The following is a 16,417-nucleotide window of genomic DNA, read 5'->3' as shown; positions in this document are numbered from 1 at the left end:
TATGAGCACTCTCAGCTACGACGCCACCGGCGCAGCACAGCAGGCACTCGAGCAGCACATTCCCGCCCTGGTGGCGGACCGGATTGCCACCCGGATCTTCGCCAAGGACCACACCTTGTGGGGTGCGGACGCCGAGTCCGAGTCAGCGATCCGGCTTGGCTGGGTGGAGGCGGCCACCGTCTCCCAGCCCCTCGTGAAGGACATCCTGGAACTCCGTGACGCCCTTCGGTCCGAGGGTGTAACCCGCATCGTACTCTGCGGTATGGGCGGATCCTCGCTGGCACCCGAGGTCATTGCCGGTACCGCCGGCGTCGAGCTGACAGTGCTGGACAGCACGGACCCGGACCAGGTCCGTGCTGCCCTGGCAGACCGGCTGGCCGAGACCGCGATTGTGGTCTCGTCCAAGTCGGGCTCCACCGTGGAAACGGATTCCCAGCGCCGCGTGTTCGAGAAGGCGTTCAACGACGCCGGCGTCGACGCCGCGAGCCGGATCATCATCGTCACCGATCCGGGTTCCCCGCTGGACAAGGCTTCCCGTGAGGCTGGCTACCGCGCCGTGTTCAACGCCGACCCCAACGTGGGCGGCCGTTTCTCGGCGCTGACCGCCTTCGGCCTGGTGCCTTCGGGCCTGGCCGGCGTGGACATCCAGGCCTTCCTTGATGAAGCCGAGGAGGCTGCGGAAATCCTCAACGAGGATGCACCGGAGAACATCGGACTGGCGCTCGGCGCCGCGCTGGGCGGCACCACCCCGCTGCGCAACAAGATCGTGATTGCCGAGGACGGATCCGGCATCGTCGGATTCGCCGACTGGGCCGAGCAGCTCATCGCGGAATCCACGGGCAAGCTGGGCACGGGTGTCCTGCCGGTTGTTGCAGGCCCCGCCTCCCCCGAGGTCAGCCACGGCGCGCCGGACGTCCTGGTGGTGCGCCTGGTGAACGCGGACGCCGACGTCGAACTCGGCGAAAACCAGGTGGCCATCGCAGGCGGCCTGGCCACGCAGATGATGGTGTGGGAGTTCGCCACGGCCGTCGCTGGCCGTCTTCTCGGCATCAACCCGTTCGACCAGCCGGACGTTGAGGCAGCCAAGGTCGCTGCCCGCGGCCTGCTGGACGCACAGCCCGAACCCACGCCCGCGGCGTTTGTCGACGGCGCCATCGAGGTCCGCGGCGGCGACTGGCTCGGTGACGCAGCCACCGCCGAAGGTGCCGTGAAGGCTTTGCTGGGCACGCTGTCCCCGGACAGCTACCTCAGCGTCCAGGCCTACTTCGACCGCCTGGCCTTCGCGGAACTGGAAGGCATCCGCGACGAGCTCGCGGCAGCCACCGGCCGGCCCGTGACCTTCGGCTGGGGACCGCGCTTCCTGCACTCCACCGGACAGTTCCACAAGGGCGGTCCCGCCATCGGTGTGTTCCTCCAGGTGACGGCGTCCCCGGCTGAAGACCTGTCCATCCCGGACCGGCCCTTCACGTTCGGCGAGCTGATCTCCGCGCAGGCTGCGGGCGATGCGCAGGTCCTGGAAGGACACGGCCGCCCCGTCCTCCGCCTGCACCTGACCAACCGTGCCGCCGGCGTGGCGCAGCTGCAAGACATCATCGCAGCGCTCTCCGCCCGCGCATCCGCAACCGAAAGCTAAAGGCGCACAAGCACTATGCCAGAAACTGAATACGGCAGGAAGGCCGCGGGCCGGGGGCGGAATCCGCTCCGCGATCCGCGGGACCGCCGTTTGAACCGGATTGCCGGTCCGTCGTCGCTTGTTTTGTTTGGGGTGACGGGTGACCTTGCCCGGAAGAAGCTGATGCCGGCGGTGTATGACCTTGCCAACCGCGGGTTGCTGCCGCCGAGCTTCGCGCTGGTGGGCTTCGGGCGCCGTGAATGGAGCGATGAGGATTTCGCCGCCCAGGTGAAGTCCTCGGTGCAGTCGTACGCACGCACGCCGTTCGACGAGGCGGTGTGGAACCAGCTTGCCGAGGGCATCCGGTTCGTGCAGGGCGAGTTCGACGACGACGCCGCGTTCCAGCGGCTCGGTGACACGGTCAAGGAACTCGATGATGTCCGCGGCACCCGCGGGAACCACGCGTTCTACCTCTCGATCCCGCCGAAGGCGTTCGAGCAGGTCTGCCGGCAACTGTCCAAGCACGGGCTGGCGCAGGCCGACGGGGACAAGTGGCGCCGCGTGGTGATCGAGAAGCCGTTCGGGCATGACCTGGAATCGGCCCGGAAGCTCAACGACATCGTGGAGTCCGTGTTCCCCGCGGATGCTGTGTTCCGGATCGACCACTACCTGGGCAAGGAAACGGTCCAGAACATCCTGGCGCTGCGGTTCGCGAACCAGCTGTTCGAGCCGTTGTGGAACGCGAACTACGTGGACCATGTCCAGATCACGATGGCCGAGGATATCGGCACCGGGGGCCGGGCGGGGTATTACGACGGCGTGGGTGCTGCCCGCGACGTCATCCAGAACCACCTGCTGCAGCTGTTGGCGCTGACTGCGATGGAGGAGCCCATCTCCTTCAACGCCGATGACCTGCGCGCGGAGAAGGAAAAGGTCCTCGCCGCGGTCAAGCTTCCGGAGGACTTGTCAACGCACTCGGCGCGGGGGCAGTTTACCGGCGGCTGGCAGGGCGGGGAGCAGGTCCAGGGCTACCTGGAGGAAGAAGGCATCCCCGCGGACTCGACCACGGAAACCTACGCGGCGATCCGGGTGGACATCCACACCAGGCGCTGGGCCGGGGTGCCGTTCTACCTGCGCGCCGGGAAGCGCCTGGGGCGGCGGGTGACGGAGATCGCGGTGGTGTTCAAGCGCGCCCCCAACCTGCTGTTCCGTGACCACACGGACGATGACTTCGGTCAGAACGCCGTCGTGATCCGGGTCCAGCCCGACGAAGGTGCCACGATCCGGTTCGGGTCCAAGGTCCCCGGCACCCAGATGGAAGTCCGGGACGTGACCATGGACTTCGGGTACGGGCACTCCTTCACCGAGTCCTCCCCCGAAGCCTACGAAAGGCTCATCCTGGATGTGCTGCTCGGCGAGCCGCCGCTGTTCCCGCGGCACGAGGAAGTGGAGCTGTCCTGGAAGATCCTCGACCCGTTCGAGGACTACTGGGCCTCACTCAAAGAGCAGCCCGAGCCCTACGCCCCCGGCAGCTGGGGCCCCGCGTCCGCGGATGAGTTGCTGGCCCGTGACGGACGAACCTGGAGAAGGCCATGATCGTTGACCTGCCCGATACCACCACCTCGAACGTCTCCAAGAAGATCATGGCCCTGCGCGAGCAGGGTGGCGTGATCGCCCTGGGCCGGGTCCTGACCCTCGTCGTGGTCACGAAGTCCGGACTCGAAGAGGAAGCGATCGAGGCCGCGAACGACGCCAGCCGGGAACACCCCTGCCGGATCATCGTTCTCGCCGACGCCGGAAAGGAGCACGCGGACCGGCTGGACGCGCAAATCCGGGTGGGCGGGGACGCCGGCGCCTCGGAGGTGATCGTGCTGCGCGGCTACGGCCAGCTCGCCCACGAGTCCGAGTCCCTGGTGGCCGCGCTGCTGCTCCCTGACGCCCCGATCGTGGCGTGGTGGCCGCACGGTGCGCCGGAGAACGCGTGCGAAACCTCCATCGGCCGGATCGCGCACCGCCGGATCACCGACTCGGCGAACGAGCCCGACCCCCAGGCCGCGCTGGAGAACATCCGTTCCACCTACAAGGCAGGCGACACCGACCTCGCCTGGACCCGCCTGACCAACTGGCGGATCCAGCTCGCCGCGGCGCTGGACGAGGTGGACACCTCCCCGGTGACCGCGGTCGCCGTCGAGGGTGCCTCGGATTCACCCAGCACCATCCTGCTGGCCGCCTGGCTCACCCTCACCCTGGATGCCCCGGTCACCATCGTGGCCGACCCCGCGGGAACCGGGATCCGCCGGGTGCGCCTCAGCCGCCCCGGCGGCGATGTGCAGCTGTTCCGCCCCGGGCTTTCGGTCGCCGAGCTCACCCAGCCAGGCCAGCCCGCCCAACGGATCTCCCTGCCACGCCGCAGCCTCCGCGACTGCCTCGCCGAAGAACTCCGCCGGCTCGACCCCGACGAAGTGTTTGGCGAAGTGATTACTATTGGACTGCCACGTACCAATCTAAGGAGCGTCCGTCCCAGTGAGCGTTGAGCCCAGAGTAAGCGTCCATCCTGATTCATCCGTCCTGATGGCGGCCATTGCGGCCCGGCTCATCACCAAGCTCGTGGATGTGCAGGACAAACACGGTGAGGCCACCGTGGTGCTCACCGGAGGCACGGTGGGCATCGGCACGCTGAAGGCTGTAGCTGACTCTCCGGCGGCGCCCGCCGTCGACTGGTCCAGGGTGAACTTCTGGTGGGGCGACGAACGTTTCGTCGGTTCAGCGGATCCCGACCGGAACACGAAGCAGGCGTTTGACGCCCTGCTCTCGCGTATCCCGGTCGACCCGCAGCGCGTCCACCAGCCCGGTTCCTCCGACGACTTCGAGACACCCGAGGAGGCCGCAGAGGACTACGCACGGCGGCTGCGGGAGGCTGCGGCAGCCGAACATGCGGCTGACATGTCCGATGACCGGCCCGAACACCCGGCGGCGCTGCCCCGGCTCGACGTGGTGCTGCTCGGCGTGGGGCCTGACGCCCATGTAGCTTCGCTCTTCCCCGAGCAGGCAGGGATCCGGGAAAAGCAACGGACGGTTGTCGGAGTCCGCAACTCCCCCAAACCGCCGCCCCTGCGCGTGTCACTGACACTGCCGGCCATTAACACGGCAGCGGAGGTGTGGATGGTGGTCGCAGGCGAGGACAAGGCGGGTGCGGTCGGCCTGGCCCTCGCCGGGGCCAACCCCGTGCAGGTTCCCGCCGCAGGGCCGCGGGGAAGGTCCCGGACCCTCTGGCTTATCGACGAGAACGCCGCGTCACGTGTCCCGCAGCAGCTCGTCCGAAAGGATGCCGCGGGCGCGTAGCTTTTCCAGCGCTCCCGCCAGGACGTCTTCGGCGTCCTGGCCGGAGCGTCTTTCTTTAACGTACTCAAGATGGCTCTTGTAGCCATCGTCCAGCGCATCGGCCGCTGCCTCCGCATGGCCGTCCCGGGTGGCGGGCGCCCCGCACCTCCGGCAGTCCCACACCACCGGGATCTGGTCTTCCGGCAGCTTAAGGAAGACGGGCTGCGTTTCGTGGCCCTTGGCGCACCAGTAGGACACTTTGATCCGCGGCAGGGGGGCGCCGTGGTCCTCGCCGGACTGGAGGCTGGAACCGGATCCTGCGGTGACGCCTGCACGGGTACCGCGGAAGCCTGATGCTGGATGGACCACCGGAACTCCTGCCTCGAAATGCCTGGCTTAAACAAAACTGTGGCTGTCGGGAACCGACAGCCACAGTTTAGTAGGCAGATCCGCCGGACGGGAGTGCCCGCCGGTGCGCCTCAGCCGAAGAGAATCAGGAGTCGCCGCCGCTGAACCGCATGATCAGGCCTAGGGCGATGATGACGATGCCCCAGGTGACGCCCAGGATCACGGTGAACCTGTTCAGGTTCCGCTCGGCCACGCCGGAGGAGCTCAGGCCCGAACTCATTCCGCCGCCGAACATGTCCGACAGACCGCCGCCCCGTCCCTTGTGGAGAAGGATGAGCAGCGTCAGCAGGAGGCTGGTGATGCCCAGGAGGATCTGCAGGATGACATGAAGAACGTCCACGACGGCCTTTCAGGAAGTTGGGATTGCGGGAGCGTGCGCTGCGGGACGGACTAGTCCGCCACCAGGTGACTCTCGAACCTGACAATATTAGCAAACTCGGCAGGATCGAGGCTTGCGCCACCCACCAGCAGGCCGTCGACGTCGCGCTCCTTCAGGATGGCGGCGGCGTTGTTGGCCTTGACCGATCCGCCGTAGAGCAGGCGGGTCTTGGCAGCGACATCGGCATCGAACAGCGAGGCCAGCTCGGCGCGGATGGCGGCGCACATCTCCTGTGCGTCCTCCGGTCCGGCAACTTCACCGGTGCCAATGGCCCAGACGGGCTCGTAGGCAACGACGAGCTCTGCTGCCTGCTCGCTGGTCAGGCCCGCGACGCCGGCGCGCAGCTGCTCCAGCGTGTGGTTCACGTGCGTGCCGGCCTGGCGGACCTCCAGGCCCTCCCCGACGCACAGGACGGGCGTGACGCCATGCTTGAAGGCGGCTTTGACCTTGGCGTTGAGGACGTCGTCGGATTCGTTGTGGATGGTACGCCGTTCGCTGTGGCCCACCAGCACGTACTTGCACCCGAGCTTGTTGAGGAACTGGCCGGAGATGTCCCCGGTGTAGGCGCCGGAATCGAACTGCGACAGGTCCTGGCCCCCGTAGGCGATGTCCAGGTCGTCGCCCTGGACCAGCGTCTGAACACCGCGGAGGTCGGTGAACGGCGGGAAGACAGCTACCTCGACGCGGCTGTAGTCGTGCTTGGCATCTGAAAGGGTCCAGGCCAGCTTCTGCAGGAGGGTAATGCCCTGCACGTGGTCCATGTTCATTTTCCAGTTGCCCGCGATGAAGGGCTTGCGGTCGAAAGCGCCGTTCGTAGACGAAGTCACGTAATCTCCAAAAAGTCTTGATAAGTGATCGGCCGGCAGGCTGCCGCGCGGGCAACCTGCCGGCCTGAGGACTGGAAGGTGGGTACTGCCTAGCGGTCCAGGACGCTGAGGCCGGGAAGTTCCTTGCCTTCGAGGTACTCCAGGCTGGCGCCGCCGCCGGTTGAGATGTGGCCGAACTGGTCATCTGCGAACCCGAGGGTGCGGACGGCAGCCGCGGAGTCGCCGCCGCCCACCACCGTGAACGCTTCGGTTTCGGTGAGGGCCTGGGCAATGGCGCGGGTTCCGGCGGAGAACGCTTCGAATTCGAAGACCCCCATCGGGCCGTTCCAGAAGACCGTCTTGGCTCCCTTGATCCGGCTGGCGAAGGCAGCGGCCGAGTCCGGGCCGATGTCCAGGCCAATGCCCTGGGCGCCGAAGCTGCTGTCCTCGATGGCGTCCGCGGCGACGGTCTCATGCGCAGCGTCAGCCGCGAACTTCTCCGCCACCACGACGTCGGTGGGCACCACGAATTCAGTTCCGGCGTCCGAGGCGCGCTTCAGGTAGTCCTGGACCACGGGAATCTGGTCCTCCTCGAGCAGGCTGGAAGCCACCTTGTGACCCGCCGCTGCGAGGAACGTGAACAGCATGCCGCCGCCCACCAGGATAGTGTCAGCCTTGCCGATCAGGTTGTCGATGACCGCAAGCTTGTCCGAGACCTTGGATCCGCCGAGCACCACAACGTAGGGACGCTGGGTGTCGGCCGTGAGCTTGCGCAGGACCTCCACCTCGGTGTGCACCAGGTCGCCCAGGTAGGACGGAAGCCGGGTGGCGACGTCGTAGACGCTGGCGTGCTTGCGGTGCACGGCGCCGAATGCGTCATCCACGTAGGCGCCGTTGTCACCGGTCAGGGCCACCAGCTCGTCAGCGAAGGCGCCGCGCTCGGCGTCGTCCTTGCTGGTTTCGCGGGCGTCGAACCGGACGTTCTCCAGGACCAGGGCTTCGCCGTCCTGCAGCGACGCCGCGGCTTCCTTGGCGGAACTGCCGACGGTGTCCCCTGCCAGGGTGACCTTGAAGCCGGCAAGTTCGGCCAGGCGGTCCACTGCGGGGCGGAGGGAGTACTTATCCTCGGGGGCGCCCTTGGGGCGGCCAAGGTGGGCTGTTACCAGCACGCGGGCACCGGCGTCCGTGAGCTTTGACAGCACTGGAAGTGAGGCCTTGATGCGGCCGTCGTCAGTGACTGTAGAGCCGTCGAGCGGCACATTCAGGTCACTACGAACCAGAATGTACCGCCCGCGGACACCTTCAGCGAGAAGTTCGTTGAGGGTGTGTGATGTCATGTGTCTAACCCTAGCCCAGCTTGGACGCGACAAGCTCCGTAAGGTCGACGAGGCGGTTCGAGTAGCCCCATTCGTTGTCATACCAGGAAACAACCTTGACCTGGTTGCCGATGACCTTGGTCAGTCCGGCGTCGAAGATGGACGATGCGGGGTCTCCGACGATGTCGGAGGACACGATGGGCTCCTCCGTGTAGGTCAGGAAGCCCTGCAGTTCCTCGGACTCCGCAGCGCGCTTGAGGGCGGCGTTGACTTCCTCCACGGTGGTCTCGCGGGAGACGGTGACGGTGAGGTCGGTGGCGGAACCGGTGGGCACGGGAACGCGGATGGCGTAGCCGTCCAGCTTGCCCTTCAGCTCCGGGAGGACCAGGCCGATGGCCTTGGCGGCACCGGTGGATGTGGGCACCATGTTGATGGCGGCGGCGCGGGCGCGGCGCAGGTCCTTGTGCGGGCCGTCCTGCAGGTTCTGGTCGGCGGTGTAGGCGTGGACCGTGGTCATGAGGCCACGCTCGATGCCGAATTCATCGTTGACCACCTTGGCCAGCGGGCCCAGGCAGTTGGTGGTGCAGGATGCGTTGGAAATGATGTTGTGGGTGGCGTTGTCGTACAGGTTGTGGTTGACACCCATGACGATGGTGATGTCCTCGTCCGAAGCCGGAGCGGAGATCAGGACCTTCTTGGCGCCGGCGTCGATGTGCTTCTGCGCGTCGGCGGCCTTGGTGAAGAATCCGGTGGACTCGATGACGATGTCCACGCCCAGCTCGCCCCAGGGAAGCTTGGCGGGATCGCGCTCTGCGAGGACCTTGACGACGTTGCCGTTGACGACGATGTTGCCGTCCTTGACCTCGATGGTTTCCTTCAGGCGGCCGCCCACGGAATCGTACTTGAACAGGTGCGCCAGGGCCTCGGGGCTGGTGAGGTCGTTGACGGCTACGATCTCGAGGTCCGCGCCCTGTGCAAGTGCTGCGCGGAAGTAGTTGCGGCCGATGCGGCCAAAGCCGTTAATACCAATACGGGTCGTCACTTTTTCAGTCTCCTTGGTGCTTTTAGAAGCACTACTAGTTGAGCGGGCGTTCAAGCCAACTAACAGATCCCGCACGCCATTGGGCAGAGATGATTTACATACGGAGGGCGACCAGCCTCATTGCTGAAGGCTAACCGCCTTCCGTGACCTATCTTACGTTTAACTGGGTCCGCCCCCGCAAGTGCGGGGGCGGACGGTCCACATCGCGGCCCATTTAAGTCCGAATGTGAAGTTTGTAACAAGCGCGTGTAGCGCAGGTCACTACGGGAGGGTGATGAGTCCCGTGGCGTTCGTGCGTGCTGCTTCGAAGCGCTTGGCGACGTCGGCCCAGTTCACGATGTTCCAGAACGCCTTGACGTAGTCGGCCTTGACGTTGACGTAGTCCAGGTAGAAGGCGTGCTCCCACATGTCGAGCATCAGCAGCGGGGTGGTGCCCAGTGCCGTGTTGCCCTGCTGGTCGTAGAGCTGCTCGATGACCAGGTTGCCACCGATGGGCTCGTAGGCCAGGAAGCCCCAGCCCGAACCCTGCAGGCCGAGTGCGGCTGCGGAGAACTGGGCGCGGAAGGCGTCGAAGGAGCCGAAGGCGTCGTCGATGGCGGCAGCCAGCTCACCCTCGGGCTTGTCGCCGCCGTCCGGGGACAGGTTGTTCCAGAAGACGGAGTGGTTGATGTGCCCGCCGGTGTGGAACGCGAGGTCCTTGGAGAGCCTGTTGATGTTGGCGAAGTCGCCCTTCTCGCGGGCTTCGGCCAGCTGGGCCAGGGCGTTGTTGGCGCCAGCAACGTAGGCGGCGTGGTGCTTGCTGTGGTGCAGCTCCATGATCCGCGCGGAGATGTGCGGTTCAAGGGCGGCGTAGTCGTAGCTGAGTTCCGGCAATACGTACTCGGTCACAAAATCCTCCAATATCGTGGACGCTCGGTCCGGTTGGTAACTCTCGGATTGTGCATCCGGGCGGCTGGCGCCCGGAATCTTTTTGATTCTATGGGTCGGTCACTCGTCCAGCATTTCGGGCGTCACATTGGCGTCCGTACCGGGAATGCCGAGGTCAGCGGCGCGCTTGTCCGCCATGGCCAGGAGGCGGCGGATGCGTCCGGCGATCGCGTCCTTGGTCATGACCGGGTCGGCCAGGCGGCCCAGTTCATCCAGGCTGGCCTGTTTGTGGGCCACGCGCAGCTCACCGGCGTACTTCAGGTGCTCGGGGACGTCGTCGCCCAGGATCTCGAGGGCACGCTCCACACGGGCACCGGCGGCCACCGCAGCCTGGGCCGAGCGGCGCAGGTTGGCGTCGTCGAAGTTGGCAAGGCGGTTGGCGGTGGCGCGGACTTCCTTGCGCATGCGCCGCTCCTCCCAGACCATCAGCGCATCGTGGGCACCCATCCGGGTGAGGAGCGCGGCGATGGTATCGCCGTCGCGGATGACCACGCGGTCCACGCCGCGGACTTCCCGCGCCTTGGCCTGGATGTCCAGCCGGCGCGCAGCCCCCACCAGTGCCAGGGCGGATTCCGGGCCGGGGCAGGTGACCTCCAGCGAGGAGGACCGGCCGGGCTCGGTGAGCGAGCCGTGGGCAAGGAACGCGCCCCGCCACACCGCTTCGGCATCCGCGGCGGACCCGTTGACGACGGCGGAGGGCAGCCCGCGCACAGGCCGGCCGCGGCCGTCCAGGAGGCCGGTCTGCCGGGCCAGCGCTTCGCCGTCGCGCACCACGCGGACCACGTAGCGGCTGGCGCGGCGCAGTCCCCCGGCGGATACGACGATGATTTCGCTCTGGTGCCCGTAGACCTCGGCGATAGCGGCGCGCAGGCGCCGGGCCGTGGATGCCAGGTCCACTTCGGCTTCGATGACGATCCGGCCGGAGATGATGTGCAGCCCGCCGGCAAAGCGGAGCATTGCTGAGACTTCGGCCTTGCGCACCGATGACTTTTTGATGTCCAGACGGGACAGTTCTTCCTTGACCGATGCTGTCAGTGCCATGGCACCTTCCTAACTGTTCCCAAAAATGTCCTGGTACGCCGTCGCCAGACGCAGGGGATCGTGGACGGGCCGGCGTCCCGACGCCCCTACTTTACCCAAGACAACCTCGGCCCCGATCATCGCGGCGGCCTGCTCGAATTCCTGCCGGTCCGGCACCGACGCGGGATCGGCCAGGACAACGTCCACTGTGAACTCCGGGGCGTAGCGCCGCAGCACGTCGAGATGGTCTGCGGCCGTCATGCCCGACGTCTCCTTGGTGTCCGTGGCGAGGTTCATGGTGAGGCAGCGTTTGGCCGGGGTGCTGCAGAGCGCCTGGCGCATTTCCGGCAGCAGCAGGTGCGGCAGCACTGAGGTGTACCAGGAGCCCGGGCCCAGGATGACCCAGTCGGCCAGTTCGATCGCCGTGAGCGCTTCGGTGCAGGCAGGGGCAGCCTCAGGCAGGAGCCGGACGTGTTCCAGCGAGCCCGCCACGGCGCAGCGCGCCTGCCCGCGGATGGTCTGCAGGGCGGAGGCGCCGTCCGGCGCGGTGACCCGGACGTCCCCTTCGATGGTCAGTGGCTCGGTGGACATGGGAAGGACCTGGCCGCGTGCGCCCAGCAGCGCACCGGCCCACTTCAGCCCGGCCACCGTGTCCCCCAGCAGTTCCCACAGGGTGACGATCAGCAGGTTCCCCATGGCGTGCTCGTCCAGCGAACCGCCCGGGCCCTTGCCGGGGCGGAAGCGGTGCTGCATCACGTCGCGCCAGGTCCGGCCCCAGTCCGTGTCGTCGCAGAGCGCGGACAGGGCCATCCGCAGGTCCCCGGGCGGGAGGACGCCGTACTCTTCGCGCAGGCGCCCGGATGATCCGCCGTCGTCCGCCACCGTCACGACGGCGGTCAGTTCGGACGTGAGGAGGCGCAGCGCCGAAAGGGAGGCGGAGAGGCCGTGGCCGCCGCCGAGCGCGACAACGTTGGGACCTTTGTCGTGCTGGCTGGCTCCGGTTCCGGACGCAGGCGGAACCAGCGGCAGCGCGCCGGTGAACAGCGCCATTATTCGCGGCCCAGATCCCGGTGCGTGGTGGTCACGGTGACCCGGGGGTATTGGGCGAGTTTCTTGGACAGTTCGACGGCGACCGCAACCGAGCGGTGTTTCCCGCCGGTGCAGCCCACGGCAATGGTGGCGTAGTGCTTGTTTTCGCGGCGGTATCCGTCCAGGACGGGCTCCAGGGCCATAACGTACCGGTCGACGAAGTTCTTGACGCCTTCCGCCTCCAGCACATAGTCGCTGACGTCCTTGTCCAGCCCGGTGTGCGGGCGCAGCTGCGGAACCCAGTGCGGGTTGGGGATGAACCGGACGTCTGCCACGTAGTTGGCGTCGACGGGCAGGCCGTACTTGAAGCCGAAGCTCATGATGTTCAGCCGGAGCGCCACCGGGCCGGTTTCGCTGAAGAGTTCCGTGATGGCTGTGGCCAGCCCGTGGACGTTGTACCCGGACGTGTCCAGGACGACGTCGGAGCTGTCGCGCAGTTCCTGCAGCAGCTCGCGTTCGGCGGCGATGCCGTCCAGGATGCGGCCGCCGCCCTGCAGCGGATGCGGCCGGCGTCCCTGTTCGAAGCGGCGGACCAGGACGTTGTCGCTGGCGTCCAGGAACAGGACCCGGAAAGTGACGCCGCTGGCGGCGAGGGCCCCGAGGGCGGCGCGGATATCAGCGAAGAGCCCCTTGCTGCGGACGTCGATCACGACGGCGAGCCGCGGGATGGACTGGGGGGCGTGGGAGACGAGCTCGGCCAGGGTGCCCAGCATCTGCGGCGGCAGGTTCTCCACCACGTACCAGCCGTGGTCCTCCAGCGCGTCGGCGGCGGTGCTCCGGCCGGCTCCGGACATTCCGGTGACCACCAGCAGCTCCGCTTCGAGCGGCTTGACGGGCTGCATCCCGTCCTGCCCGGCTCCGGATTCCGCCGTCGTGTCTGCCATTAAGTCCGCCCCGTTTCTGTTGTTGCCATTCAGGGACGCACCCGGCGCAAACCCCGCCCCTTACCCTAGCTAAGTTTCGATGATTTCGCCGGTGGACATGTTGATGGCGGGCACCGTTGCCGCCGCCCGGTCGCCCGTGGAGAAGTGGTTCACAATGGCGCTGGCCAGCGCGGGGCCAATGCCCTTGGCCTGCGAGAGCTCTTCGGCGGAGGCAGCCTTGACCCCCTTGACGGACCCGAAGTGGGCCAGCAGCGCCTTGCGCTTGGACGCGCCCAGCCCGGGAACTCCGTCCAGCGCCGATACCGTCATCGCCTTGCCGCGCTTCTGCCGGTGGAACGTGATGGCGAAGCGGTGGGCTTCGTCACGGATGCGCTGCAGCAGGTACAGCCCCTGTGACGTCCGGGGAAGGATCACGGGGAAGTCGCTGTCCGGCAGCCAGACCTCTTCGAGGCGCTTGGCGAGGCCCACCACGTACACATCGTCGATGCCGAGGTCCGCGAGGGCCCGGGCGGCGGCGTTGACCTGCGGCTTGCCGCCGTCGACCACCACCAGGTTGGGCGGATAGGCGAACTTGGCCCGCGGGGCGGGCGTGGTGGTGTCCTGCAAGGCACTGTCCTGGAGCGTGCTGTCCTGCACGGTGCTGTCCAGGGGCGCCTCTTGCTGCCCGGGCCCCGGCTGTTCCGCTTCTCCCGGATCGGGGGCCAGCAATGATTCGTCCACCTGGGCCGACTTGTCCTGCAGGTAGTGGCGGAACCGCCGGGTGAGGACGTCGTGCATGGCGGCGGTGTCATCGGCGGCCGCGGGCCCGGTGACGGAAAACTTCCGGTAGTCGGATTTCTTTGGCAGGCCGTCCTCCACCACCACCATGGAGGCCACCACATTGGTTCCCTGGACGTGGGAGACGTCGAAGCACTCGATCCGCAGCAGCGGCACCGGCAGGTCCAGCGCTTCCTGGAGTTCCTGAAGGGCCTGCGAACGGACCGTGAGGTCCCCCGCCCTGCGCGTCTTGTGCAGCTTCAGTGCATGTTCGGCGTTTTCACGGACGGTGGTCATGAGGGCGGCCTTGTCGCCGCGCTGCGGTACCCGGATGTCCACTTTGGCGCCCCGGATTCCGCCGAGCCATTCCGCCAGTTCCCCGGCGTTGCTGGGCTCCACGGGTACCAGCACCTCGCGGGGCAGCCTGCCGTGGCTGTCGCCGTCGTTGCCGTAGACCTGCTGCAGGAGGTGCTCCACGAGGTCCGGCGTGGTGAAGTCCTCCACCTTCTCGACCACCCAGCCGCGCTGGCCGCGGATCCTGCCGCCGCGGACGTGGAACACCTGTACCGCGGCCTCGAGCTCGTCTTCGTGGAGCGCGAAGATGTCCGCGTCGGTGTCCTCCGAGAGCACCACCGCATTGCGTTCGAAGACTTTGCGGAGGGCGGCAATGTCGTCCCGGATCCTGGCGGCATGCTCGTAGTCAAGCTCGCCGACGGCGTCCGCCATCTGCCTTTCCAGCTTGGCGATGAAGCGCTTGGCCTCGCCGCCCATGAAGGCGCAAAAGTCCTCGGCCAGGGAGCGGTGGTCCTCAGGCGAGATGCGGCTTACGCACGGGGCCGAGCATTTATCGATGTAGCCAAGGAGGCAGGGCCGGCCGGTGGCTTCGGCGCGCTTGAACACCCCTGCGCTGCAGCTGCGGACCGGGAACACCCGGAGCAGGGTGTCCATGGTTTCCCTGATGGCGCCCGCGGTGTACGGACCGAAGTAGCGGGTGCCCTTCTTCTTGTCGCCCCGCATGACCTGGACCCGCGGGTACTTCTCCCCCATGGTCACGGCAAGGTAGGGGTACGTTTTGTCATCCCGGAACACCACGTTGAACCGGGGCTTGAATTCCTTGATCCAGGTGTATTCCAGCTGCAGCGACTCCAGCTCACTGCCCACCACCGTCCACTCCACGCTGCTGGCCGCATGGACCATGGCGTAGGTCTTGGGCAGCAGCCCCGCCGGGTTGGCGAAGTAGGAGTTCAGCCGGGAACGGAGGCTTTTGGCCTTGCCGACGTAGATGACCCGGCCGTGGGGGTCGCGGAACCGGTACACCCCCGGGTTGGTGGGGATTTCACCCGTCCTGGGCCGGTAACTTGCTGGATTTGCCACTTATCCATTCTACTGAGCCATACCCGCTGGCATTGCCAGCTTCGGCAGAACCCGGCTGCCGTACCGTCGGACTAGTCGACCGCTTTGCTCTGGTTGTAGCTGGTGGACCGTTCCTGGCCGCTGAGTTCCGCGATGGCATCCATGATCCGGTCCGTGACCTCGCGCCGGGCCGGCAGCGAGTGGTCCGGGCCGGTCTTGTCGAAGTACAGCGGCTCCCCCACCTTCATGGTGAAGTGCTGGGGCCGCACGCCTTTCTCGCCGGCGCGCTGCAGGTTCTCCGTGCCGACCAGGCCCACGGGGATTACCGGCGCCCCGGTGGTCAGCGCAAGCCAGCCCACCCCGGTGCGTCCGCGGTAGAGGATGCCGTCCCGGGAGCGCGTGCCCTCGGGGTAGATGCCAATGCCGCGGCCGGACTCGAGGATATCCAGGAGGGTCTTGAGGGCCTGGACACTCGCTGCCTGCTCGCCGCGCTCCACGGGAATGGAGCCCACGGACTCGAAGAAGGCCTTCATGACCTTGCCTTTGATCCCGCCTGTGGTGAAGTACTCGGCCTTGGCGAAGAAAGCCACCGGCCGCGGCATCAGGGCCTGGACGATGACGCTGTCGAAGAAGGACAGGTGGTTGGGTGCCACGATGAAGGGGCCGTCGGTGGGGACGTTTTCAATGCCGACGACGGTAGGCCGGCAGGTGCCGGCGATCAGGCTCCGCGTGGTCCAGCGGACCGCTTCAAACATTTCCATCGTTTGTCACCTCGCTCATTGCTGCACTGTGGATGGCCTGCAGCCGGTCGATGACCTTCACCAGTTCTTCGGCCGTGTGCACGACCGCCACGGAACCGGCATTCTCCAGTTCGCCGTCGGGGGCGAATCCCCAGGCAACGCCGATGCAGTCGAGTCCGTTGGCAATGGCTCCGGAGACGTCCTGGGCGCGGTCCCCCACCATCAGGGCGTGCCGGGTGTCCAGGTCCTCGAGGGCGGCGGCGATGATTTCCGTCTTTCCCATCGGCACGCCTTCGATGGCCGTCTCGTCGTCGGCCGAGCCACGGATGGTGAGGAACAGCCCGTCAATACCGTGGTGCGCCAGGACCTTTCGGGCAAGGTTCTGCGGTTTCTGCGTGGCCACGGCCACCGGCTTCCCGGCGGCCGCGAAGGACTCCAAAACTTCGCGGACGCCCGGGTACAGCCGGCTTTGGGCGATGCCGGTGGCCACATAGTGCTCGCGGTACCGGCGGATGACCTCGTCCAGATGGCGGGCGGGCACCTGTGCCACGTTGAGCAGTGAATCGCTGAGCTTGGGGCCGATCATGGCTTCGAGCAGGTCCTGGCCGGGAACGGGAAGCCCCACCGCGGTGAGGGCCGCTGCAATTCCTTCTGTTATTCCACCGGCCGGATCGACAAGAGTGCCGTCCAGGTCAAAGATCACGGGCACTGTTGTTGAAGTCACCGGGTTAGTTTCTCACGTCAGCAGCAGTGCCTGAAACTCG

Annotated in this window: 16 protein-coding genes; 4 read left to right on the top strand and 12 right to left on the bottom strand. The window is 66.9% G+C overall.

Annotated features, from left to right (window positions below):
- Position 1 precedes the first annotated feature (1 nt).
- The 4 genes from ACJJV6_RS17015 to pgl are packed head-to-tail and all read left to right on the top strand — an operon-like array spanning position 2 to position 4,954.
- On the top strand, positions 2-1,633 hold the full coding sequence (locus ACJJV6_RS17015; RefSeq protein WP_009357664.1) for a glucose-6-phosphate isomerase: 1,632 nt from the start codon (positions 2-4) through the stop codon (positions 1,631-1,633).
- A gap of 15 nt (positions 1,634-1,648) precedes the next feature.
- Positions 1,649-3,208 carry a glucose-6-phosphate dehydrogenase gene (gene zwf / locus ACJJV6_RS17010; RefSeq protein WP_009357663.1) on the top strand — a complete coding sequence of 520 codons (1,560 nt, stop codon included), beginning with the start codon at positions 1,649-1,651 and terminating at the stop codon, positions 3,206-3,208.
- Complete coding sequence (locus ACJJV6_RS17005; protein ID WP_009357662.1) at positions 3,205-4,146, top strand: glucose-6-phosphate dehydrogenase assembly protein OpcA; 942 nt, start codon at positions 3,205-3,207, stop codon at positions 4,144-4,146. The genes zwf and ACJJV6_RS17005 overlap by 4 nt, the downstream gene beginning before the upstream one ends.
- Positions 4,136-4,954, top strand: a complete 819-nt coding sequence (gene pgl, locus ACJJV6_RS17000) for a 6-phosphogluconolactonase (RefSeq protein ID WP_009357661.1) — start codon at positions 4,136-4,138, stop codon at positions 4,952-4,954. The genes ACJJV6_RS17005 and pgl overlap by 11 nt, the downstream gene beginning before the upstream one ends.
- On the opposite strand, the gene ACJJV6_RS16995 is transcribed toward pgl, so the two are convergent.
- The 12 genes from ACJJV6_RS16995 to ACJJV6_RS16940 form a co-directional block, all read right to left on the bottom strand.
- A complete protein-coding gene (locus ACJJV6_RS16995) occupies positions 4,907-5,302 on the bottom strand; it encodes an RNA polymerase-binding protein RbpA (protein WP_009357660.1) in 396 nt (131 codons plus the stop codon). The genes pgl and ACJJV6_RS16995 overlap by 48 nt on opposite strands.
- A 124-nt stretch (positions 5,303-5,426) precedes the next feature.
- The gene (gene secG / locus ACJJV6_RS16990) at positions 5,427-5,681 is read right to left on the bottom strand and encodes a preprotein translocase subunit SecG (RefSeq protein WP_009357659.1); all 255 of its coding nucleotides are present in this window, start codon (positions 5,679-5,681) and stop codon (positions 5,427-5,429) included.
- 50 nt (positions 5,682-5,731) lie between these two features.
- Entirely contained in the window at positions 5,732-6,547 is an 816-nt protein-coding gene (tpiA, locus tag ACJJV6_RS16985; protein ID WP_354176927.1) for a triose-phosphate isomerase, read from the bottom strand.
- A gap of 89 nt (positions 6,548-6,636) precedes the next feature.
- On the bottom strand, positions 6,637-7,863 hold the full coding sequence (locus tag ACJJV6_RS16980; protein WP_354176929.1) for a phosphoglycerate kinase: 1,227 nt from the start codon (positions 7,861-7,863) through the stop codon (positions 6,637-6,639).
- 10 nt (positions 7,864-7,873) lie between these two features.
- The gene (gap, locus tag ACJJV6_RS16975; protein WP_009357656.1) at positions 7,874-8,884 is read right to left on the bottom strand and encodes a type I glyceraldehyde-3-phosphate dehydrogenase; all 1,011 of its coding nucleotides are present in this window, start codon (positions 8,882-8,884) and stop codon (positions 7,874-7,876) included.
- A gap of 261 nt (positions 8,885-9,145) precedes the next feature.
- Entirely contained in the window at positions 9,146-9,772 is a 627-nt protein-coding gene (locus ACJJV6_RS16970; protein WP_009357655.1) for a superoxide dismutase, read from the bottom strand.
- A gap of 99 nt (positions 9,773-9,871) precedes the next feature.
- Positions 9,872-10,852 carry a DNA-binding protein WhiA gene (gene whiA / locus ACJJV6_RS16965; protein ID WP_009357654.1) on the bottom strand — a complete coding sequence of 327 codons (981 nt, stop codon included), beginning with the start codon at positions 10,850-10,852 and terminating at the stop codon, positions 9,872-9,874.
- Between the two features lie 9 nt (positions 10,853-10,861).
- A complete protein-coding gene (gene yvcK / locus ACJJV6_RS16960) occupies positions 10,862-11,881 on the bottom strand; it encodes a uridine diphosphate-N-acetylglucosamine-binding protein YvcK (protein WP_009357653.1) in 1,020 nt (339 codons plus the stop codon).
- Positions 11,881-12,804: an RNase adapter RapZ gene (gene rapZ / locus ACJJV6_RS16955; protein WP_133346942.1), complete on the bottom strand. Its 924-nt coding sequence runs from the start codon at positions 12,802-12,804 to the stop codon at positions 11,881-11,883. The genes yvcK and rapZ overlap by 1 nt, the downstream gene beginning before the upstream one ends.
- Positions 12,805-12,873: 69 nt before the next feature.
- Positions 12,874-14,934 (bottom strand): excinuclease ABC subunit UvrC, encoded by a 2,061-nt coding sequence (gene uvrC / locus ACJJV6_RS16950; protein ID WP_009357652.1) that lies wholly within the window; start codon positions 14,932-14,934, stop codon positions 12,874-12,876.
- 71 nt (positions 14,935-15,005) lie between these two features.
- Positions 15,006-15,674, bottom strand: a complete 669-nt coding sequence (locus ACJJV6_RS16945) for a 1-acyl-sn-glycerol-3-phosphate acyltransferase (RefSeq protein WP_009357651.1) — start codon at positions 15,672-15,674, stop codon at positions 15,006-15,008.
- On the bottom strand, positions 15,661-16,377 hold the full coding sequence (locus tag ACJJV6_RS16940) for an HAD hydrolase-like protein (RefSeq protein ID WP_035752539.1): 717 nt from the start codon (positions 16,375-16,377) through the stop codon (positions 15,661-15,663). The genes ACJJV6_RS16945 and ACJJV6_RS16940 overlap by 14 nt, the downstream gene beginning before the upstream one ends.
- Positions 16,378-16,417: the final 40 nt, after the last annotated feature.

This window comes from Arthrobacter nitrophenolicus (assembly GCF_045833485.1).
Taxonomy (GTDB): domain Bacteria; phylum Actinomycetota; class Actinomycetes; order Actinomycetales; family Micrococcaceae; genus Arthrobacter; species Arthrobacter nitrophenolicus.
Note: the sequence above shows the minus strand (reverse complement) of the source record. Positions and strands in the feature narration are given on the sequence as shown.